Raw genomic sequence first — 20,315 nt, 5'->3', positions numbered from 1 at the left:
TTGTCCCCGGCAGTCTGGTTGGTTTAGAAGCCGGCTTTGATCCGCTCGAACTCGGCCAGCATCTTGGCCTCAAGCGCGGGCGTCACCGCGTCAAAGAATAGGCTGCCTTCAAAAAAGGCCTTGGGGTCGGAGAAACCGTAGGCCTCGATACTGGCCTGGTCAGCGATCTCGAACGCCTTGGCGTTGGAGTGCGGGTACCCCCAATTGTCGATAATGTATTGACCACTTGCCGGATCGGTCAGCGCGTTCAGCAGGTCATAAACCTGCTCATCCGGCGTGGTAGCCGACTTCAGGTGCACGTAACCGCAAACCCACGTGGCAATCCCCTTGTCCACGTCCCGCATCATTGCGGCGGGGACCTCGTTCCAGATCAGGTTCAGCTCCGATTGGTTCCAGGCCCATCCCATTTCGATTTCGCCGCTGGTCATGGCCTGATCCAGTTGCCCTGCATCCGACCAGTAGAACCGCACATTCTGATGAATCGAGCGCAGGAAATCCGAGGCTTCTTTGAACTGCGCGTCGCTCAGGTTGGTGTAGTCCGCGCCGTTGCCGGTCGCCAAGGACGCCAGTGCATAAGCCGACGATGCCGCGTCTGGAATGGCGATCTTGCCTGCATAGGCCGGGTCCGCCAGAAGCTGAAGCGAAATGTCGTCCCCCGAAATCTTGTCGGTTCGGTAGATAAGACCGGTATTCCCCCATTCGAACGGAAGCATGTAAAGTTTGCCATCCAGCACGATGCCGTCGACTTCCTTGATTTCCGGAAGAACGTCCGTCCAGTTGGTCAACTTTTCCTCGTCCAGCGGTTGGATCAGATCCGCCGCCACCCATTTGCGCACCGCATCCGAACAGGGATGCGCAAGATCGGCGGTAAAGCCGGACATCAGCTTGGTAAACGCCTCTTCCTGACTTCCAAAATAGGAATAGCTAGGCGCCTCGTCGCCGTATTTTGCCATGTAGCTGGCAAAAAAGCCGGGGTCCTCGTAGCCGGACCAGTCAAAGACGCTGAGATCCGCACCTCCAGCGGTTACACCGCCTGAGCTGATCGCAATCGCCAGAGCAAATGCTGCAACACCCTTTAGTTTCATGTCTTCCTCCCGTTGGTTGTTTTCAATTGTCTTTTCCCAGATCGATGACGCTGGCCTCCTGAAGGCCCAGCCACACCGCATCCCCGCGTTTGAAGTCGACCGTGTGAAAATAGTTCGGCACCGAGACGGCGATCGGTCTGTCAATGCCACCGATCGCCACGTGGTAGTGTATATTCTCGCCATAAAAGGCGACGTTGCTGACTGTGCCTTGCACGGTCGCCGGATAATCGCCCGGTTTCTCGGCCTTGATTTCCAACTGCTCCGGGCGAATGCCCACAATAATGTCGCGGGCATGACCGCCGGCATTGGGATTTCGCTCTACGCGCATTCGGCCAAAACCCGCAGTATCGATCGAAAGTAGGCCATTGGAATCATCCAAAATCGACGCTGGCAGGATGTTCATTTCACCGATGAAACTCGCAACCGCGCGGTTGCAAGGGCGAGCATAGAGAGTGGCGGGCGTGTCGATCTGCATCAGGCGACCATCGAACATCACGCCAATCCTGTCGGACATGGTCATGGCCTCGTACTGGTCATGCGTGACCATAACAAAGGTGATGCCCAGCGATTGCTGCAGGTTCCGCATTTCGAACTGCATCTGTTCACGCAACTTCTTGTCCAACGCAGACAGCGGTTCGTCCAGCAACAGCACCTTGGGACGCATGATCAAGGCCCGCGCCAACGCGACCCGTTGGCGCTGACCGCCCGACAACTCGTTTGCCCCGCGCTGGTGCAATCCACCCAGCTCCACCATTTCCAGAACTTCGGTCACTCGCGCATCGATTTCGGCCTTGGGCACCCTCCCGCGAAGGCCGTAGGCCACGTTATTGGCCACATTCAGATGCGGAAAAATGGCATAGCTTTGAAAAACCATGTTCGTGGGCCGGTTGTTGGGCGGAACCCCCGCCATGTCTTGCCCATCGATCAGGATGCTGCCGCGGCTCGGCTCCTGAAACCCGGCGATCATCCTCAAGACCGTGGTCTTGCCACAACCCGATGGTCCCAACAGAGAAAAGAACTCCCCTTCTTTAAGATCAAGATCGATGTCGGATGCAGCACGGAAGCTACCGTAGCGTTTTTCCACTGCTTTCAGTTCTATGATGTTTTTATCGGTCATCAGACATCTCGGGTTGAAGAGCGGCGGCGGAAATACTCGGCCAACACCAAAAGCATGACCGAAACGAAAAGTAGGATAGACCCAAGCGCCAGCACGTTGGGCAGCTTGGCGGGGAACCGGATCTGGCTCCAAATATAGACCGGTAAGGTCGGCTGGTTGCCCGAAAGGAAAAATGCTAGCACAAACTCATCAAAGCTGACGGTAAACGTGACGAGGATCGAGGCCACGATACCCGGCGCAACCACAGGAAGGGTCACTCGGCGAAAAGTTTCGACGACACCGCATCCCAAGTCATAGGAGGCTTCCTCAAGCGATACGTCGAAATCGTCAAACGCGGACTTCAAGATAGATACAGCGAAGGGCAATGCCAGAAAGGTGTGGCCCAGCGTCACCGTGATTAGCGAAGGCTTCAATCCGAGGAACAGGAACAAGACCAGCATCGAAGAGGCGACGATAATGCCGGGAATGACCAGCGGCAGCATTACCAATCCTTCGGCAGCGGCCTGCCCCCGAAACCGGTAACGCACAAAGGCCCGCGATGCAAAAAGCCCCATTGCAGTGGCCATCAACGCCGCAACCGCTCCGACCCCCAGCGAATTCCACAGCGCCTGGATCAACGTATCCTGTTCGCCCAGCTTGCGGTACCAGTCCAGCGTCCATCCCTTGATCGGAAAGGCAACAATCGTGCCACTGTTGAAAGAAAACAGAGGGAGGAACAGGACCGGCAGGTACAGAAACAACAGATAGGCGAACGCGTAAACAACGAGCAGCGAAGGGCGTCTCATCGGATGCGCCTCCCCAGCCCACGACCCGCAATGACGAAAAGAATCGCAACAAAGCCGACTGACATCATCGCCAAGAGCGACAGCGTGGCCCCCAGCGGCCAATTGTTGGCCGCACCGAACTGAACCTGAATCAGGTTCGCGATCATCTTTCCGTCAGATCCGCCCACCAGTGCCGGGGTGACGTAATCCCCCACGGTCGGAATGAAGATGATCAGGCAAGCGGCAATGATGCCTGGCACGGTCAGCGGCAACGTTACCCGCAGGAACCGCTGTACAGGCGTGTTGCCCAGATCGGTCGCCGCTTCCAAAAGGCTCGGGTCGATCTTCTGCAGACTGACATATATCGGCAGGATCGCAAACGGCGCCCAAGCGTGGGCCAGCGTCAGCACCACGGCAAATTCGTTATAAAGAAGAAAACTCAGAGGCTCGTCGATCAAACCCATACCAAGCAAGGCCGAGTTCATCACGCCATTGAACCCCAGGATCAACTTCCACGCAAAAACGCGCAACAGGTAACTCGACCAGAACGGAATGGTGATCAGCAAAAGCCAGATCGTTTTCTTCCGGGCCTTCATCGCGATGAAATAGGCAATGGGATAAGCCAACGCTACCGTCGTCAGCGTCACGGCCCCCGCGATCCAGATCGACCGCAGCATCAAGTGATGCACCAAAGGGTCCGCCAACGCTTCGCGGTAGTTCTTGAGCGTCAGAGTTTTGTCCAGCGTGACGTAAGTCTGGGACCAGAAGGAATAGGCGATCAGGATAATCAACGGCGCCGCCACCAGAAAGCCGACGTAGGCTGTGGCGGGCGCGCTGAGGGTTTACCCCTTCGCGGCTTCACTTCCCAACTTGAACACCGGACCTCCCAGCTCTCTTTCACCCTCGCCCACTAATGGACGATTGTCCATTAAGTATTGTGCGAGAGCCGTGCCTGTGTCAATCTGATCTTTGATCCTTGGCTAGAAACCTCTTATTGGCTTGATAATGAGTGATTTTTCTTTGACTGACACACCCCAACGAAAGGCTGCGCGGCGAGACCCGGTAGCCAGTCGGAAAGCCTTGATCGACGCGACTCTGGACACGATTGCGGAAAGTGGGCTGGCCGAGGCCTCTGTTACCAACATCATCCGGCGCGCCGAATTGTCGCGCGGGATGGTGCATTTGCACTTTGGCGGCAAAGACAATCTCGTGACGGCCGCGGCCCAACAATTCAGCAATCACTATTATTCCGAAATGGACCGGATGATCGACATTGGAGACGCGCCCCCAGCGGTACGTGTAATGGCCGTGGTTGTCGCCGATCTGTCGGAGACATTGCTCAACCCCCGCAGCACCAAGATATGGCACGCCTTTCGCGGCGCAGCCAACGCGCATCCCGGCATCGCCAAATACTCCAGCACTCAGGACGAACGCCTAGTTCAAAACGTGCGCTTTGCCTTCGAGGAGATTGCCCGGGAACAAGGGGGCTCGGATACCCTCGCAGAAGATGCCACCTATGGTACGCTGGCGCTTCTCGAAGGCATGTGGGTGCATTACCTGACCGACATGGAGAATTTTTCACGCCCATGGGCCACGGAACTGGTACGCAGCTTCCTAGCGGGTCTTTTTCCCAACCATTTCTGCGACCCCGCAACCAGCGCTGAGAACATGCATCGCCTCATTCTCAGTAAGAGCCCAACAGGTGCCGACCGAGGTCACAGTACGTCCACCGCGTAACCGATTGGCGGTTTAAACGCGTAAATAGCGTTGTTTTCAAGTTTGGCCACTCCGCCTTCCACACCTAATCTGCTCCCGCTATCGGCGGGAGGCAAGGCGCTCCTTTTCTTGGATCAGGGGGTTACAATGGCAAAAAATGGGTCAAAATCGTCCATGGCGCCAAAAAGCGCGGCAAGCTTTGACGCGTCCCCTTCCAGCTGCAATTCCCCCTCCGCGATCAGGCTTTCAACGGGGGCGATTTGACCAAGCAGCGTGAAAAAGGCGGCTTCGCTCAAACGAAGGGTCAGATTGGCGGCCTCTGGCCGGTTCCTGGTATTGGACAAGACACCGTTCTGCGCGGTCAGAAGATAGCTATCCCCGGTATCGGTGAATTCGAGCAGAACCGAAAAATCTCCGGAGGCCTTTGCGGGATTGAATTTCACTCCCAGGAAATCAAGCGCCATGCCGACCCCCATGTTGAACAGCACGTCCGGGTTGGAAGTGTTGACCGCGTTCGACCGATCTATACCTTTGCGCAATTCCTGCGCCCCCAGCAAAAAGATGTTACGCCATGTCCCTGCTTCGGCTTGGTATCCCATCTGCTCCAGAATATCCGCCTGCAACTCCTTTGCCGCATTATTGTCAGGCTCGGCAAATACGAGCTTGTCAACGATCTCGGCGGCCCAACGATAGTCGCCTTCTTCCGCCGCTCGCCGACCCTCTGTCAACACGGCATCGGCCCCACCGATCACTCGCACAAAGCGCCGGGCGCTTTCCTGTGGCGGCAGTGCATCATAGGTCGTCGGTTTGCCATCCCACCAGCCCAGATAAAATTGGTAGACAGCCTTGATGTTGTGTTTTAGCGTTCCATAGTACCCGCGACAGGCAAAATCGTGGCGCAACCCATCAGGCAACTCCACCATGTCCGGGATCTCGTGCAACGTGTGCCCGTGATTGGCCAGCCGCAAGGTTTCGTCATGGATGAAACGATATAGATCGCGTTGGCGGATCAGGAACCGGGTGATCCGTTCGCTTCCCCACTGCGGCCAGTGATGCGAGGCAAAGATCAATTCTGTCCGGTCGGCAAATATCGAAATCGTCTCGTCGATATACTTGGCCCAACCAAGTGTATTGCGGATCTCTGCACCGCGTGGGGTCAGGATATTGTGCATGTTATGCGTTGTGACTTCCGACGCACAAAGCGCCTTCAGTTGCGGGAAATAGAACATGAACTCGGACGGGGCCTCAGATCCGTTGGCCATCTGAAATTCGATCTCGACGCCATCCACAATCCGGGTTTCGCCGGTTTCGCGAACGATGTCGGTGGGGGGAATCAGGCTGATCGACCCTTGCGAAATTCGCGGCCCCAGACCACAACTCGCATGCCCCTGTGGCCCCGCCTCAAGACCGATCCCGAATTGGTATTGTGCGCGCCGGTTCATTGCATTTCCAGCCAGAACGTTTTCGGAGATCGCGTAGTCCATGAACCCGTCCGGCGCGAGGATCGGCACCTTTCCTGCGGCTACATCGGCTCCATCCACAACGCCGCGTACACCACCGAAATGGTCGGCGTGGCTGTGGGTATAAATCACCGCGCGCACCTCGCGGTGACCAAGGTGTTCGTTGGCCAGTGCCAGCGAAGCACGGGCGGTTTCGACCGACAAAAGCGGATCGATGATGATCCAGCCGGTATCGCCCTCTATCAGCGTCATGTTGGAGATATCGGCGTTGCGTACCTGATGGATGCGCGGGTGAATGGTGAAGAGACCGTGGATCCGGTTGAGCTGCCCCTGGCGCCACAGACTTGGATTGACTGTATCCGGAGCGTCGCCATCCATGAACGCATATTGCGAAAGGTCAAAGGCCACGCCACCGCTGTCATTGGGAATGGACTCGGCGTCGAACGTGGCAACAAAGCCCCGCGTCGCATCCTCGAAATCTTGCCGGTCACCAAAATTGAGCAAGTCAAGAAGCGCTTGATTGGTCTGGGCTGTATGGCTGCTTGCCGGTTTGTTGCACATTGACTTCTCCTGGATTGAAACGGATCACCTCAGGGCAACCCGAATATTGTCATTCACTGCCGCGCGATTTCCACCTTGCTCATCGCGGCGCTGTCCATCTTGTCCTGCTTTTCGAGGTGAACCGTGACCTTGCGCAGGAGCCCCGTGAACTCGAACGGGCCGGGGTAGTCGACAACTGTCGTGCCTCTGTCGCGCCCGATGTCTAGCCCGGACCAGGAAATCAGGATCGCAAATCCCCGGGGAGAGCGGCCTGCGCCCGCAGGTTCACCGTTGATCAGCAATTCAAAGTCACGATGCGGCAGACCCGGCTCGACCTTCGCGCGCAGGCCCAAAGAGACATCGCCGGTAGGAACAGGCCGGTTCGAGATGATCGTCGTCACCGAGCCGCCAATGTTGATCGAATAGCAAAGATGACCATCACGGAGATAAAGGCTATAGCCCGACGTTGCATCACCGTGTGCAACTAGAACGCCCTCAGCGCCGCCCTCAGGGATACTTGCGTCTGCTTCAATAGCGTAGTTGCGGGCACGTACATCGGGAGCCACATCGGTCGGCACGTGCCCCACTCCGCGATGAAAGACAAATTCCGTTCGCTGACCTTGAAACCGCACCGAGTTCTCGGCAAAGCGTTCGGCAAAGCGATCATCTAGCGGCAGCACCTTGCAAGCCTCGGCTTCCTTCCACCAAAGGTCGATCATGGCCTTCAGCCGCTCTGGCTCTTGATCAGCGAGATCGTGAACTTCGGAAAAGTCCTGATCAAGGTTGTAAAGCTCCCAATCGTCTACTTCGAAGGGTGTGCCGGGCGCATGATAGGATACCGCCTTCCATCCGTCTGCCCACAGTCCGCGATGGCCAAACATCTCAAAATACTGCGGGCGAGACCGTGCCGGGGTCTTCGCATTGTGAAGGCTGGCCGCGAATGACTCGCCCTCGAACGGCATCTGAGGCACGTCGCCGATCTGGTTGGGGCCTTCGATGCCCAGCACATCCAGCAAGGTTGGCACCAGATCGCTGACATGTGCGAATTGGTGGCGCAACTCGCCCCGCGCTTTCAGCCCCGCAGGCCAATGGACCACCAACGGATCACGCACGCCGCCGCCATGGGTGTTCTGCTTATAGCGGCGCAAGGGAGTGTTCGAGGTCATGGCCCACCCCCAGGGAAAGTTCGAATGGGTGTCGGGACCTCCGATATCGTCAATGCGGGCAAGTTTTTTGGCGACGTCCTCTTCCAACCCGTTATAGGGGCCCATCGCGTTCACAAAGCCCAACGGCCCACCTTCCTGGCTGGCGCCATTGTCGGACAGGACAAAGGTGATGGTGTTGTCAAGTTGGCCAGCGGCCTCGAGAAAATCGATTAACCGCCCAAGGTTCTGATCAGTATGATCCAGCATGGCTGCATAGGCGGCGTTCAGCCGGGCAAAGACGGCCTGTTCGTCGGGGCTATGCGCGCCCCACGCCTGAACGCCGGGGTTCCGGTCTGGCAAATCGGTGGCCTCAGGCACGATCCCCATCTGTTTTTGCCTCTCCAGTCGTCGGTCTCGCTCCACATCCCAACCATGAAGGAAATCGTCGTGATAACTCTTGATCAAATCGAACGGCGCTTGATGCGGCGCGTGACACGCCCCCGGCGCGATGAAGGTCATCCAGGGCGTATTGGGCAATTCGGCGATATGATTGGCGATGAAACCGATGGCATTGTCGAACAGGTCTTCCGTGAGGTGGTAGCCGGTCTCGAAGGTGCCCGGTGGGTCAATATGGCCGTTGTCGCGCACCAACTCAGGGGAATATTGGTCGGTTTCGGCGTCGAGAAAGCCATAAAACCGGTCAAAGCCGCGCCCAAGCGGCCAGCCGTCGAATGGCCCGGTTGCTCCACTTTCGGTCAGCGGCGTGACATGCCACTTTCCCACCATGTAGTTACGATAGCCCGAGGGGCGCAGGATTTCCGCAATGGTGCCCGCCTCACGGCTGATTTTGCCGCGATACCCGGGATAGCCACTGTCAAAATTTGCCAGACACCCCATCCCCACCGAATGGTGATTGCGCCCCGTCAACATGGCGGCGCGGGTGGTTGAACACATGGCGGTCGTGTGAAATCCCGTATAGCGCAGACCATTGCTGGCCAACCGGTCGATCACCGGTGTGCGGATGGATGAGCCGTAGCATCCGAAATCGGAAAACCCGACATCGTCGACCAACACCACGAGTATGTTGGGGGAACCCGCGCGCGGGCGTTTGCGCTCCGGCCACCAAGGCCGTGAATCGGCCGCATAACGTTTGATGGAACCCTCGAAGTCTGATGCGTTAGTCATGGACGTTCCTATGGATTGAGCAGGACAAGGGACAGGGCAGGCCAGAAAGTGACAAGCAAAAGCACCGCAATCATGATCCCGATGAAGGGAAGCACGGAAACGCAGATGTCGCGGAATTTTTCGCGAAAAGCCGTCATGGCCACCAGCAGGTTCAGCCCCACCGGCGGCGTCAGGAGGCCAATCTCCAGATTGATCACCATGATGATCCCGAAATGCACCGGATGAATTCCAAAACTCTGAGCGGCGACGAACAGGATCGGTCCCAATAGCAGAATGGCTGAGACCACGTCGATCAGGCAGCCGATGATCAACAACGCGGCATTGACCGCCAGCAGGAAGGCAATTTTCGAGCTGACGGCACCCTGAAGCCAGCTTGCAAAGTCCTGCGGGATGCCTTCGATTGCAAGGATCGTTTTGATCGACAGTGCTACAGCCACGATGGGGAACAAGGTGCCTAGCATTTGCGCGGTTTGCAGACCGACGGCAAAAAAGTCCTTTGCGCCCAATTCCCTGTGAATGAAAAGCTCCACCAACATGGCATATCCGACGGATACTGCCGCAGCCTCGGTGGGCGAGAAAAAGCCGGAATATATTCCCCCCAAAAGGATTACTGGAAGCATCAGCGACCAGACCCCAGCTCGAAGGGCCTTGATTAACCGTGTCAACGAAAACGGTGTGCGCCTCACTTGTCGGTTTGTGACCACACTGTAAATGCCGAGCACCAGCGTCAAAAGAACGCCCGGAATGACTCCGGCCAGGAAAAGATCGACAATCGAGGTTTCTGTAACAATCCCGTAGATGATCAATGGAATCGAAGGCGGAATGATGATGCCAAGCGTTCCCGCCGATGTAACGGAGCCGAGCGCGAAACTCCGTGTATACCCCGCGTCCTTGAGCGCAGGATACATGATTGCCCCCACGGCCAGTAGGGTTGCCGGGGACGAGCCCGAGATTGCCGAGAACAGCGCACAGCTAAGGATCGTGGCAAAGCCTAGCCCGCCCGGCATCCATTCCGTCGCGGCCCGTACGATCTCGATCAGCCGGGCCGCGATCGACCCACGCGACATCAGCGCCCCGGCGATGATGAACATCGGAATCGCCAGCAGGACCGGGTTATCCATCGCAGTCCAGATATCTTCGACCAGGTAGACAATCAGACCGTCGCCCCAGACAAGATGCACATAGGCAGTCGCCGCCAAAAGGATCAGAATGACACTCTGACGCAGAACAAGAAGTCCGGCAAAAACCGTGATCAGGCCAAGTACGTCCATGGCTCAGCCCTCCCCAGCAGGAACCGGTTTCACGTCCGGCATCAGGAAAAACACGAAGTGCCGGAGCGCCGCAGTTCCAAATGCGTATGGGAATACCAGTTGAATGGGCCAGAGCGGGATATCGATGACCTCGGCCCGATCCTGGAAGGTCAGGCTCTCACTGACAAACTCGGCAGCGTACCAGCAAAGCCCCGAAAAAAGCAACGTCGACAACAAATCGCCAACCCTGTCGACCCATCGCCACGGCAGGACGCGATCCGCGAAACTGGCACGCAGGTGGGCATTGTTGCCCACCGCGATGCTCAATCCCAGGATGCCCGCAATGATTGCCCCGAACACCGCCAGTTTCTGTGCCCCCCAAATTGATTGGGAGGCGAGTTCGCGAGCCGCGACATCCGCAAGCAAGAGGCCGCAAGTCATCGCGTACGCGGCAACCGCAATGGCGCCCTCAACCTTCAATAGGCTACTTAAGAAGCGTCGCATCGGCATTTCCCCGGACTGGCACTAGGGATCAGGAACCGCAGGCCGCTTTGGCCGCAACCAGAGCATCAGCCACGTCCTGAGCCTTGCCCCCGGCTTCGGCAACCACGGCATTCATCACGCCGCTGGCTGCTGCTTTCCAGGCAGCATTTTCCGCCTCGTTAAGCCGTTTGACGGGAACTCCCGCACCTTCCAGCTTGCTCAAAAGCGCGACCTCCGCACCGAGGATACCTTCGGTAAGCTTCGGGGCCGCTGCGGTAAAGATGCCAAGCCATTGCTTTTCCTGATCACTTAGCCGCGCCCAAGTCCTGCCCGACACAGCTACGGTCCCAATCAGCCGCGCATGGTTCGTGACGGTCACATGAGGAGCGACTTTATGCGTGCCGATGCCGATCCCGAAAACGGTTGGAAACGTGGCCGCATCAACGGTCCCGGTTTGAAGTGCTGGGATCGTGTCCGAAGTACCCATCGGCACCCCCTGCACCTCCCAGGCCGAAGCGAGCGCCGCATCGGCAATCGTCGGTGCGATCCGCAGCTTCAAGCCTTTGAGATCCGCGGGGGTTGCCAACGGTTCCTTCGAAAAGAGTACGTAATGCCCCACCTCCATCCAAGTCAGAGGAACAACCCCGGCCCCTTCCATGATCTCGCCGAGTGTCTCGGAAAGATGCTTGTACGTCACGCATGTCCCCTGCTCTGCGCTGTCAAACAGGTAGGCTGAGGACGGAATCGCCAGTTCCTGACTGAGCAGCGTCATCGGCACATTCGAAACAAACGCGACATCCAGCCGCCCCTTGGCGGTCTGGCGCAGGATTGTCTGCTCGTCACCCGCCTGCGCATCAAGCAACAGGTCGATCTTCATTTCACCGTCGGAAACTTCCTCGATCTTGGCGGCAACCCCGGCCGCCCACTTGCCCCAAGGGGAGCCCGAAGGCGCCACAGAACCGAGTTTCAGAACCGTTTCGGCCGAGGCGGGAATCGCCCCACCGAACAAACCGACTATCGCCGCAGCGTTTGCCAAGACTTTGAATTTCATACTATATCCTCCCGTTTTTTTGAGCACACACTTGGTTCCTCCCAACCAAGAATCCGCACACAGATTTTTTCGTCAATCTTATCTAAACTAAAATTCTGGACATCTGTCTATATTTTTTGCTTAATACTTATGGCTAAAATGAAAGGGTGGAGATTCGCCAAGTATTGGCGCCACTATGCCTCGCAGAGGAGCGCGAGTGCGATATCAGGGAGGGAAAAAATGAGTTTTGATTTCGTGATCGTGGGAGGAGGATCGGCCGGGGCGACCATTGCGTCGCGGCTTAGCGAGGATCCCAAGGTGCGAGTCTGCCTGCTCGAAGCGGGAGGCAGTGGTGACGGGATTCTCGTGCGCGCGCCGATTGGGGTTGTCGCAATGCTGCCCGGCTATGGAAAGATAAATAACTGGGCATTCAAGACCGTGCCTCAACCAGGGTTGAAGGGCCGGCAGGGTTACCAGCCGCGAGGTCGCGCTCTGGGAGGCTCTTCCGCAATCAATGCCATGCTCTATATCCGAGGTCAGAAAGAGGACTATGACAGCTGGGCCGACCTGGGCTGTGACGGCTGGAGCTGGGACGAGGTTCTGCCCTATTTCAAGAAAGCCGAGAACAACATAAATGGGGCGGACGACCATCACGGCGGTAGTGGCCCGCTTCAGGTCTCCGACCAAAAGGCGCCCCGTCCGATCTCGCGCGCCTTCATCGAGGCAAACACCCAGGTCCAGATTCGCGAGATTGCCGACTTCAACACTGGCGACAACGAAGGCGCCGCGCTCTATCAGTGCAGCCAGTTCCATAGCAAGGAAAAGAATGGCGAACGCTGTTCAGCTGCCGCCGCCTATCTACGCCCGGTGATGAACAGTCGTCCCAACCTGACGGTGATCACAAAGGCGCGCGCGACCCGCATCATCTTTGAGGGCAAGCGCGCCGTGGGCGTGGCGTATCGGCGGGGCAAGAAGGATGTCGAAGTGCGCGCAAATAAAGAGGTCATCCTTTGCGGCGGCGCTTTCCAATCGCCCCAGCTTCTACAGCTCTCCGGGGTCGGTCGTCCGCAGGATATCACGAGCCACGGAATCGACATGGTGCATGAACTTCCCGGTGTGGGACAGAACCTTCAGGACCATCTTGACTTCATTCTCGCCTACAAAACCCGTGACACCGACAATATCGGCGTCGGTGTCCGTGCCACAATGAAACTCACTTCCGAGATTTTCAAATGGCGCAAGCACGGCAACTCGATGGTCGCCTCCACCATTGCCGAGGCTGGGTCGTTCTTCAAAACCGACCCCAATCTCGACCGACCAGATGTGCAAACCCATTTCGTGATTTCAATCGTCGACGATCACGCGCGCAAGCTGCACCTCGGTCACGGGTATTCCTGCCATGTCTGCGTATTGCGCCCGCATTCACGCGGCGAAGTATTCCTGAATTCGGCTGACCCGATGGACGCACCGGGCATTGACCCCAAGTTCCTTAGCGACGAACGCGATCTCTACACACTGATCAAAGGTGCACGAAAAACTCGCGAAATCCTCATGGCCCCGGCGATGAAGAAATATGCCCACAAGGAACTGTTTGGCACTCATGACAACATGACCGATGCCGAATGGGAGGACCACATTCGCGCCCGGGCCGACACGGTCTATCACCCTGTCGGCACCTGCAAGATGGGTGTGGATGAAATGGCGGTGGTCGACCCACAATTGAAGGTGCGCGGTCTGGAAGGACTGCGCGTGGCCGACGCTTCGGTGATGCCGCTGCTTGTATCCGGCAATACCAACGCTCCGACGATCATGATTGGCGAGAAATGCGCCGACATGATCAAGGCCGAGCACGCCACCGCTGCCGTCGCCGCCGAGTGAACGCGATTTCCGGGGCCGCGCCAATGCGGGCCCGGACAAGAAACTTCTCGAAAGGAAAGAACCTGATGATTGGTTCCATGATGCGCAACGCGCTTTTGGTCAGCGACCTTGTCGTACACGCGGGCAAATATCACACCGACACCGAAATCGTCAGCCGAGAGACGAGCGGCGAACTGAACGTCACCAACTGGGGCGAAGTGGCGGAAGCATCGCGCAAACTGGCTTCGGCACTCGACACGTTGGGTCTGCAGGAAGGCGACCGGATTGCTACGCTGGCCTGGAACAACCACCGCCACCTCAAGATCTGGTTTGCGGTGTCGGGGGCGGGCAAGGTCTGCCACACTCTGAACCCGCGCCTCGCGCCACAACAGTTCATCTTCATCTGCAACGATGCCGGCGACAAGGCGATCTTCTTCGACAAAACCTTCATGCCTCTGATCACCGGCACCCGCGACCATCTCAAGACGATCGAGCATTACATCTTCATGGGCCCGCGCGACGAAGAGGTCCTTGCAGCGATCCCGGACGTCATTTTCTTCGACGAACTGATCGAAAATGGCGATGCGGGTTACGTGTGGCCGCAGTTCAACGAAGAGAGCCCCTGCTCGCTCTGCTATACGTCGGGCACCACCGGCAACCCAAAAGGTGTGCTTTATTCCAACCGATCGACCATGATCCACACCTTCGCGATCTCGCTGCCCGATGCCCTCAGTCTGTCGAGCGCAGAAGTCATCCTCCCCGTGGTGCCAATGTTCCATGCAAATGCTTGGGGCATCCCATATGCCGCAGCGATGACCGGGGCCAAGCTGGTGATGCCGGGGCCGATGCTTGACGGGGACAGCCTGTTGGGGTTGATCGACGACCAGAAGGTGACTCTGGCGCTGGGAGTTCCAACAATCTGGATGATGCTCCTGACAGCGGCAGAAAAGAGCGGCTCGCAGATGGAGACCCTGCGCCGCAACGTGATCGGCGGATCGGCGGCGGCACCGTCGATGATCGCGACCTTCCGTGACAAGTACGACTGCGACACGATCCATGCCTGGGGCATGACCGAGACCTCGCCGCTTGGCACCGCAAACCGCCCCAAAGGCAAACATGCGGATCTGGACGCCGATGCGATGGGGCTTCTGCGCTTGGGCCAGGGGCGTCCACCCTTTGGCATCGATCTGCGAATCGTGGATGACGCCGGCAGTCCGCTACCCCATGACGGCAAGGCCGAAGGCGCTTTGCAATGTCGTGGTCATTGGGTGGTCGACACCTATTTCGGTCAGGAGACAAGCGCGATGACCGAAGACGGCTGGTTCGACACGGGCGACGTGTCGACCATCGACGCAGACGGGTTCATGGTGATCCGCGACCGCACGAAGGACATTATCAAGTCGGGCGGCGAATGGATTTCCTCGGTTGATCTCGAAGGCATCGCCGTGGCCCATCCCGGCATCGCCATGGCCGCTGCCATCGGCGCCGCTCATCCCAAGTGGGACGAACGCCCGATCATAATCGCAGTCCCAGCCGAAGGCACCGCCCCGTCCGAGGCGGATATCATCGCTCTTTATGACGGCAAGGTCGCCTCTTGGCAGGTTCCCGACGCCGTCGTTTTTACTGACGAAATCCCCCTCAATGCCACAGGCAAGATGCTGAAAAACAAACTTCGCGACAAATTCGCGAATATCCTGATCGAGAGAGGTATCTGACATGCTTGATGCTGCCCAACTAACGCTTGAGGGACAGGACGCTCTCTACGACGAATACGAAGACGCACTGGCGATTCTCGATACGAACAAGGACAACTGGGCACGGCTCCCAATCCCTGAACGCATCCGGCTTCTTTCAGCAATGAAGGATGGAATCATGTCCGTGGCCCAGGGCTGGGCCGAGGAATCCGCCCGCAAGAAGGGTCTGAAACCGGGCACCCCCGTCGCCGGTGAAGAATGGATTGCCGGCCCTTATGCCTGCATGGCCGGATGCAATGGATTGATCAGCACCCTGTCGCAAATGCAGGGCAAATCCTTCGTCGACCACTTGCACACGCGGCAGCTTGCCACCGGCCAATTGGCGGTACAGGTCCTGCCCCATTCGCTGTGGGATCGACTGCTTCTATCAGGTGTTTCCGCGGAAGTTTGGATGCAGGGCGGCGTGACCGCCTCCAATCTTAAACAACACGTAGCAACTGCCTATGACACTCCGGAAAAGGATCGTTTCGGCAAGGTCGCACTGGTGCTTGGTGCTGGCAATGTCGCGGCGATCACGCCTCTAGACGTGCTACAAAAGCTGATCCTCGAAAATCAGGTCGTGATCCTCAAGATGAACCCGGTCAATGACTACCTGACCGATTACTATCGCATCGCGATGAAACCCTTCATCGACGAAGGTTACCTCCGAATCGTCAAGGGCGATGCCAAGGGCGGCGCTTACCTGTGCGAACACCCGGTTGTCGAGGAACTACACATTACCGGCGCGGAAACCACTCATGACGCCATTGTCTGGGGCACAGGCGAGGAAGCGAAGGCCAACCGCAAGGCGGGCACACCAAAAAACGCCAAGCGCTTCACATCCGAGTTGGGTTCGGTCAGCCCCACTATTGTCGTGCCCGGCCCTTGGTCGGCGGCCGACATCCGGTTTCAGGCCGAAAACATCGCAACAATGAAGCTTCATAACTCAGGGCACAACTGCGTGGCCTGCCAGGCGCTTGTGATGCCAAAGGGCTGGAACAAGGGCGCGCGCCTGATGGAGGCCGTCAAATCCGTCGCCGCAAATTCGACCCGCCCGACATGGTACCCCGGTGCCGAACAGCGCCTCGAAACGCACAAGGGCAGTGGCCGAAGGATCGAAATGGTCGACCGCGGCAAGGCTGCACCGCCTCTCGTGATCTCTGACCTTGCAGAACAGCCCGCCAATTGCTCCATCGAAGTGTTCGGGCCCGCGATGGGCATGATCGAATTGGAGGCGCCCGATCCGGCAACTTACCTGGAAAACGCGATTGCCTATGCCAACGACGAACTCTGGGGCACCTTGGGGTGTCAGATCCTCATCCACCCCCGCACTATCCGCAAGATCGGCAAGAAACGGTTCGAAGAGATCGTGTCTAAGCTGCGTTATGGAACAATCGGAATCAACGGCTGGTGCGGGCTCGGCTTCCTGATCACCGCCTGTCCGTGGGGGGCCTTCCCGGGTCACACCCTTGAAGATGTCGGCTCGGGAATCGGCACTGTGCACAACAGCTTCATGCTTGAGGATACCGAACGCACCGTGGTCAGGGCCCCTTGGCGCCCCTTCCCGCGCGGCCTTCTGTCGTTGCAGTTCACCCTTCTGCCGCGGCCTCCTTTCTTCATCACGAACAAACAACAGCACAAAATCGGCGAAGCCTTGACGCGATTCCAGCACAAACCCGTCTGGCGCAAACTTCCAAAGGTTTTCTACCACGCTCTGCTGGGATAAGCGTGGTTGCCGGGCAGAATAGCTTGCATTCTGCCCGGCTCCGTACCAAGTAGGCACCATGAATGAAATGCCCGCCAAACTAAAGGCCCGCGCGGCACGCAAGAACGCGAAACGCGACCTGAAAAAGCGCCAGATCGCCGAAAGCGCGATCCTTGCCCTGAAAGAGCTGGGCTATGCCAACACGAGCCTTCGCGACATCGCCGAAAAAAGCGAAATGTCCCTAGGCATGTTGCACTACTACTTCGAAGATCGCACAGACCTGATCATCTATTGCGTGTCGATCTACAAGGAAGAGTTCGTTCGTAACATTACCGAGGCGCTGAAAAAGGCGAATGGACGCGCGGAAGTCATTGACGCGTTCTCCAATGCGCTGGTTGCCTCGATCATCGACGACGAAATGACCCACCGCCTCTGGTACGACATCCGTACGCAGGCGATGTTCGACGCAACCTTCCAACCTGTCGTCGCGGAGATCGAGAAAAAGTTGATGGACATCGTCGGCACCGCCTTTGAAAAGGCAGGACACGAGACTGTTGATAATGTCGAACTGTCCTACGCCCTTCTGGATGGTGTTTTCCGGTACCTCATGCAGGGTCAGATCGGAGAGTCCCCAAAAACAAGGGACGAACTGCTTGGCACCTTCCGCGCCCTGTTAGAACAATCTCTTTGACTGGCAACAACGCTGAGCGGTGCCAATTCAAACAAGCGCCGCATATTCGCTGCGCATCGCCGTTTCCACTGAGGCGCAACATGGGGAGTCGCCGGAAAACGGGTGCGTCCTTCATACGCATCACCACTTCGGCGACGTGACAGAACGCCAGTTCAGTCCGTGCCCGTCTCGCCGCATCTTGCCTCAGACAATGCCCTTAAAACTTCCCGGGCTGCTCTATCGGTGCCCGAGTTAGCCTGCATCATCTTAGATGTTTCTTTCAAACGTGTTCGCATTTCGCCGTCTTCCAAGAGAGCGACGATTTCCGCCCTCAATGTTTTGGCTGACCAACCGGCGCGGTCCACACGGCGCCCGACGCCCTTAGCCTCGGCGCGGTGAGCGTTGTCGTGTCCATCCCAGCAATAGGGCATGACCAACGAAGGAACCCCAAAAAACAAAGCCTCGCAAAAGCTGTTGTTCCCTCCATGGTGAATGAACAGTGCCGTGTCGGCCACGACAGACGGTTGCGGAAACCAACTCCCCAGATGAACATTGTCGGGGATGTGCTCATAAGAATCTTCGAAACCACCGGCATTGACAATGAACCGGGCGGGAATGGTTGCGAAAACGTCGATCATTCTTCGGATCAGATCCGTGTCAATGGCCCCCAGCGACCCGAAGCTGGTGTAAATTAATGGGCCATTGGTGGCCGGAAAGTCCGGCATTTCAAAATGGGTTTCCTGTCGAACACATCCTTCAAGGAAGACAAAACTGTCGTCGGCAAGTGGCTGTTCGCGATCATATCGGATGGCGCTCGGAGCAAGTAGCAGATTCAAGTTAGGAGAGGGTTCAAGGAAAATCCCGGACGCGAGCTGTGGCAACCCCCGCTTCTTGCGAAACTCGTTGTATCGTTTGTGTGCGGCCCGAGTGGCCTTTTCATACGCCTTTTTGAATGTGGCACAGTTTTTCGCAGCTTCCGGCGCAAGCCCCGAAAGGTAAGGAGGAACCTTGGGATCGGGAAGCTCAGTTTCCGCACAAGAGACGATTCGCACCCAGGGACAACCCGCCTTTGCAACAGCGGGAAACATGATCACGTTGTCCAGAAGAATCGCGTCCGGTTTGATCCGATCCAGAAGAGCTTCAAGATCATCTTCAACCGAGATTGCTGTGTCTACGATGGCCTCCCAAGTGGGCGCAACGTAAGTCTCCAATTGTTCGATTGGGTTGAGCTTGAAATGGGGCAAGTGGGTCGTGATGAAACTCTGCCAGTAATCTTCCGTCGCTTCGTCGCTGGCCCTGAGCGATTGCGGCAGGTGGTATTCCTTGAATCCGTATTCCGCGAAAACACCGGTAAAACCGGGATGGCAGATGAATACCGGGTTGGCGCCTTGTTCCCGCAGCTTCTGGGCAATGCCGACGCAGTTCAGCCCAGCGCCAAACCCGGCTTCGGGAAACAGCGCGATTGTCGGTTTCTTTGTCATGCGCGCGGCCCTCTCAAGAGGGGCGGAATACCTCGGTTGGCGGCTTCAGGGCGGCGAATCCTCGATCGTCTCAGATGTACGACCATCTGGTCGGCGGCCAGATCGAATTGGTTACGCTCAAGGCTGTCCAGAATTTCAAGATGCTCAGCCATGGCTTGCCTCAACCGGAAATTTGGCGTCGAGCTACCCCGTCGTGAAGCCTTTCGCAATCGATGATGTACCAGCAAGCCGCCGCGGACAAAGCGATTGGCCGAGCATTGAGCGATAAGAACGTGAAACTCGTTGTCGATCCGGCGGAACCCGCCGTGTGTAATGCGCTCCTCGTCAGCATTCAGAAACTCTTCAGCCTGCGTTCGCAACAGGCCAGCACGCTTGATGTCGAGCGAAAAACCCGGTGCGAGTATGGCCTGAGGCTCCATTGTGAGACGGAAATCAAAACTCTCGTCGATTGACTTGGGCGAATCGATCATGGGTTGAAACGCCCATGCGCGGCCCGGCAATTGTGTCACAATTCCATCCTGAGATAGTATTTTTAGCGCAAGTAGTACCGCATTCCTCGAAGCACCATATCTTCGAACAAGCGCACTCACCGACTGCACCTCATCAATACGGCGCTCGGCCCTGTCAGACAGTATGCGATGCGCAAGAGAATCCTCGGCCTCCTCCAGATCCCGCAGGGCCCTGGCAGCCTGACCGCCCGCAGCCACCGAAAGGAAGTACCCCTCCTCCTGCCTCCAGTGAAGAATACTTTTTTCTTCCAAAAGCTTAAACGCCGACCGTATTGGCGTCCTGGACACACCGCACACCTCCGAAAAGGCCTGCTCAGGGAGGTGATCTCCAGGCTTCATTCCGCGCTCCAATGCGACATTCAGTATCTGCTTGGCGAGCGATAGGTGGCTCTGCCTAGTATTGCGTCGGATTTCCGGCACTCTCCCCATCCTCACTTTGACTTCAGCGCCGACCGAACGCGCGACTCCAAAAAGAACATCGAATACAGTTTGACGTACTTTTTCTTTCATTAATACTCAAAACAGATCGGCGAACAACAGCCGCGAACAACAGAAACAAGGATCGCTCGAACAAAAAAGGGCGGC

At 57.3% G+C, this 20,315-nt stretch carries 15 protein-coding genes and 1 pseudogene; 5 read left to right on the top strand and 11 right to left on the bottom strand.

Translation table 11 applies throughout. The features are described from left to right. Positions 1-23: 23 nt before the first annotated feature. The 4 genes and pseudogenes from ACS3QZ_RS18535 to ACS3QZ_RS18520 all read right to left on the bottom strand — a co-directional run bounded on the left by ACS3QZ_RS18535 (position 24) and on the right by ACS3QZ_RS18520 (position 3,895). On the bottom strand, positions 24-1,085 hold the full coding sequence (locus tag ACS3QZ_RS18535) for an ABC transporter substrate-binding protein (protein ID WP_456039147.1): 1,062 nt from the start codon (positions 1,083-1,085) through the stop codon (positions 24-26). A 22-nt stretch (positions 1,086-1,107) separates the two neighbouring features. Beyond that, positions 1,108-2,202 (bottom strand): ABC transporter ATP-binding protein, encoded by a 1,095-nt coding sequence (locus tag ACS3QZ_RS18530; RefSeq protein ID WP_456039146.1) that lies wholly within the window; start codon positions 2,200-2,202, stop codon positions 1,108-1,110. Continuing rightward, complete coding sequence (locus ACS3QZ_RS18525; protein WP_456039145.1) at positions 2,202-2,987, bottom strand: ABC transporter permease; 786 nt, start codon at positions 2,985-2,987, stop codon at positions 2,202-2,204. Before ACS3QZ_RS18525 ends, ACS3QZ_RS18530 begins: the two co-directional genes overlap by 1 nt. After that, positions 2,984-3,895, bottom strand: a pseudogene (locus tag ACS3QZ_RS18520) (ABC transporter permease). The gene ACS3QZ_RS18525 and the pseudogene ACS3QZ_RS18520 overlap by 4 nt, the downstream one beginning before the upstream one ends. A gap of 151 nt (positions 3,896-4,046) precedes the next feature. Here ACS3QZ_RS18520 and ACS3QZ_RS18515 point away from each other — a divergent pair. Beyond that, positions 4,047-4,703 carry a TetR/AcrR family transcriptional regulator gene (locus ACS3QZ_RS18515; protein ID WP_456039144.1) on the top strand — a complete coding sequence of 219 codons (657 nt, stop codon included), beginning with the start codon at positions 4,047-4,049 and terminating at the stop codon, positions 4,701-4,703. Between the two features lie 113 nt (positions 4,704-4,816). Here the strand turns inward: ACS3QZ_RS18515 and ACS3QZ_RS18510 are convergent, their stop codons facing one another. Genes ACS3QZ_RS18510 through ACS3QZ_RS18490 form a run of 5 tightly spaced genes read right to left on the bottom strand, consistent with a single transcriptional unit; the run spans position 4,817 to position 11,796 of the window. Next, positions 4,817-6,703: an alkyl/aryl-sulfatase gene (locus ACS3QZ_RS18510; RefSeq protein WP_456039143.1), complete on the bottom strand. Its 1,887-nt coding sequence runs from the start codon at positions 6,701-6,703 to the stop codon at positions 4,817-4,819. Between the two features lie 53 nt (positions 6,704-6,756). Beyond that, complete coding sequence (locus ACS3QZ_RS18505; protein ID WP_456039142.1) at positions 6,757-9,012, bottom strand: arylsulfatase; 2,256 nt, start codon at positions 9,010-9,012, stop codon at positions 6,757-6,759. Between the two features lie 8 nt (positions 9,013-9,020). Then, entirely contained in the window at positions 9,021-10,283 is a 1,263-nt protein-coding gene (locus tag ACS3QZ_RS18500) for a TRAP transporter large permease (protein WP_456039141.1), read from the bottom strand. 3 nt (positions 10,284-10,286) lie between these two features. Continuing rightward, positions 10,287-10,772, bottom strand: coding sequence for a TRAP transporter small permease (locus ACS3QZ_RS18495; RefSeq protein ID WP_456039140.1), 486 nt, complete (start codon positions 10,770-10,772; stop codon positions 10,287-10,289). A gap of 22 nt (positions 10,773-10,794) precedes the next feature. Beyond that, complete coding sequence (locus tag ACS3QZ_RS18490; protein WP_456039139.1) at positions 10,795-11,796, bottom strand: TRAP transporter substrate-binding protein; 1,002 nt, start codon at positions 11,794-11,796, stop codon at positions 10,795-10,797. A gap of 219 nt (positions 11,797-12,015) precedes the next feature. Between ACS3QZ_RS18490 and ACS3QZ_RS18485 the strand changes: the two genes are divergently transcribed. From ACS3QZ_RS18485 to ACS3QZ_RS18470, 4 genes are all read left to right on the top strand, one after another. Beyond that, positions 12,016-13,653 (top strand): GMC family oxidoreductase, encoded by a 1,638-nt coding sequence (locus ACS3QZ_RS18485; RefSeq protein WP_456039138.1) that lies wholly within the window; start codon positions 12,016-12,018, stop codon positions 13,651-13,653. 65 nt (positions 13,654-13,718) lie between these two features. Beyond that, the gene (locus tag ACS3QZ_RS18480) at positions 13,719-15,347 is read left to right on the top strand and encodes a long-chain-fatty-acid--CoA ligase (RefSeq protein WP_456039137.1); all 1,629 of its coding nucleotides are present in this window, start codon (positions 13,719-13,721) and stop codon (positions 15,345-15,347) included. Position 15,348: 1 nt separating this feature from the next. Next, entirely contained in the window at positions 15,349-17,091 is a 1,743-nt protein-coding gene (locus ACS3QZ_RS18475; protein WP_456039136.1) for an aldehyde dehydrogenase family protein, read from the top strand. A 58-nt stretch (positions 17,092-17,149) separates the two neighbouring features. Then, the gene (locus ACS3QZ_RS18470; RefSeq protein ID WP_456039135.1) at positions 17,150-17,761 is read left to right on the top strand and encodes a TetR/AcrR family transcriptional regulator; all 612 of its coding nucleotides are present in this window, start codon (positions 17,150-17,152) and stop codon (positions 17,759-17,761) included. Positions 17,762-17,913: 152 nt separating this feature from the next. Here the strand turns inward: ACS3QZ_RS18470 and ACS3QZ_RS18465 are convergent, their stop codons facing one another. After that, positions 17,914-19,221 carry a nucleotide disphospho-sugar-binding domain-containing protein gene (locus ACS3QZ_RS18465; RefSeq protein WP_456039134.1) on the bottom strand — a complete coding sequence of 436 codons (1,308 nt, stop codon included), beginning with the start codon at positions 19,219-19,221 and terminating at the stop codon, positions 17,914-17,916. Beyond that, positions 19,218-20,240: a GntR family transcriptional regulator gene (locus tag ACS3QZ_RS18460; protein WP_456039132.1), complete on the bottom strand. Its 1,023-nt coding sequence runs from the start codon at positions 20,238-20,240 to the stop codon at positions 19,218-19,220. Before ACS3QZ_RS18460 ends, ACS3QZ_RS18465 begins: the two co-directional genes overlap by 4 nt. Positions 20,241-20,315 lie beyond the last annotated feature (75 nt).

Source organism: Shimia sp. W99 (assembly GCF_053851455.3).
Note: the sequence above shows the minus strand (reverse complement) of the source record. Positions and strands in the feature narration are given on the sequence as shown.

What these genes read in the sequence shown, in the direction of transcription:
- ACS3QZ_RS18535 (WP_456039147.1), bottom strand. Translation starts at nt 1,085, where the DNA reads ATGAAACTAAAGGGTGTTGCAGCATTTGCTCTGGCGATTGCGATCAGC.
- ACS3QZ_RS18530 (WP_456039146.1), bottom strand. Translation starts at nt 2,202, where the DNA reads ATGACCGATAAAAACATCATAGAACTGAAAGCAGTGGAAAAACGCTAC.
- ACS3QZ_RS18525 (WP_456039145.1), bottom strand. Translation starts at nt 2,987, where the DNA reads ATGAGACGCCCTTCGCTGCTCGTTGTTTACGCGTTCGCCTATCTGTTG.
- ACS3QZ_RS18510 (WP_456039143.1), bottom strand. Translation starts at nt 6,703, where the DNA reads ATGTGCAACAAACCGGCAAGCAGCCATACAGCCCAGACCAATCAAGCG.
- ACS3QZ_RS18505 (WP_456039142.1), bottom strand. Translation starts at nt 9,012, where the DNA reads ATGACTAACGCATCAGACTTCGAGGGTTCCATCAAACGTTATGCGGCC.
- ACS3QZ_RS18500 (WP_456039141.1), bottom strand. Translation starts at nt 10,283, where the DNA reads ATGGACGTACTTGGCCTGATCACGGTTTTTGCCGGACTTCTTGTTCTG.
- ACS3QZ_RS18495 (WP_456039140.1), bottom strand. Translation starts at nt 10,772, where the DNA reads ATGCCGATGCGACGCTTCTTAAGTAGCCTATTGAAGGTTGAGGGCGCC.
- ACS3QZ_RS18490 (WP_456039139.1), bottom strand. Translation starts at nt 11,796, where the DNA reads ATGAAATTCAAAGTCTTGGCAAACGCTGCGGCGATAGTCGGTTTGTTC.
- ACS3QZ_RS18485 (WP_456039138.1), top strand. Translation starts at nt 12,016, where the DNA reads ATGAGTTTTGATTTCGTGATCGTGGGAGGAGGATCGGCCGGGGCGACC.
- ACS3QZ_RS18480 (WP_456039137.1), top strand. Translation starts at nt 13,719, where the DNA reads ATGATTGGTTCCATGATGCGCAACGCGCTTTTGGTCAGCGACCTTGTC.
- ACS3QZ_RS18475 (WP_456039136.1), top strand. Translation starts at nt 15,349, where the DNA reads ATGCTTGATGCTGCCCAACTAACGCTTGAGGGACAGGACGCTCTCTAC.
- ACS3QZ_RS18470 (WP_456039135.1), top strand. Translation starts at nt 17,150, where the DNA reads ATGAATGAAATGCCCGCCAAACTAAAGGCCCGCGCGGCACGCAAGAAC.
- ACS3QZ_RS18465 (WP_456039134.1), bottom strand. Translation starts at nt 19,221, where the DNA reads ATGACAAAGAAACCGACAATCGCGCTGTTTCCCGAAGCCGGGTTTGGC.
- ACS3QZ_RS18460 (WP_456039132.1), bottom strand. Translation starts at nt 20,240, where the DNA reads ATGAAAGAAAAAGTACGTCAAACTGTATTCGATGTTCTTTTTGGAGTC.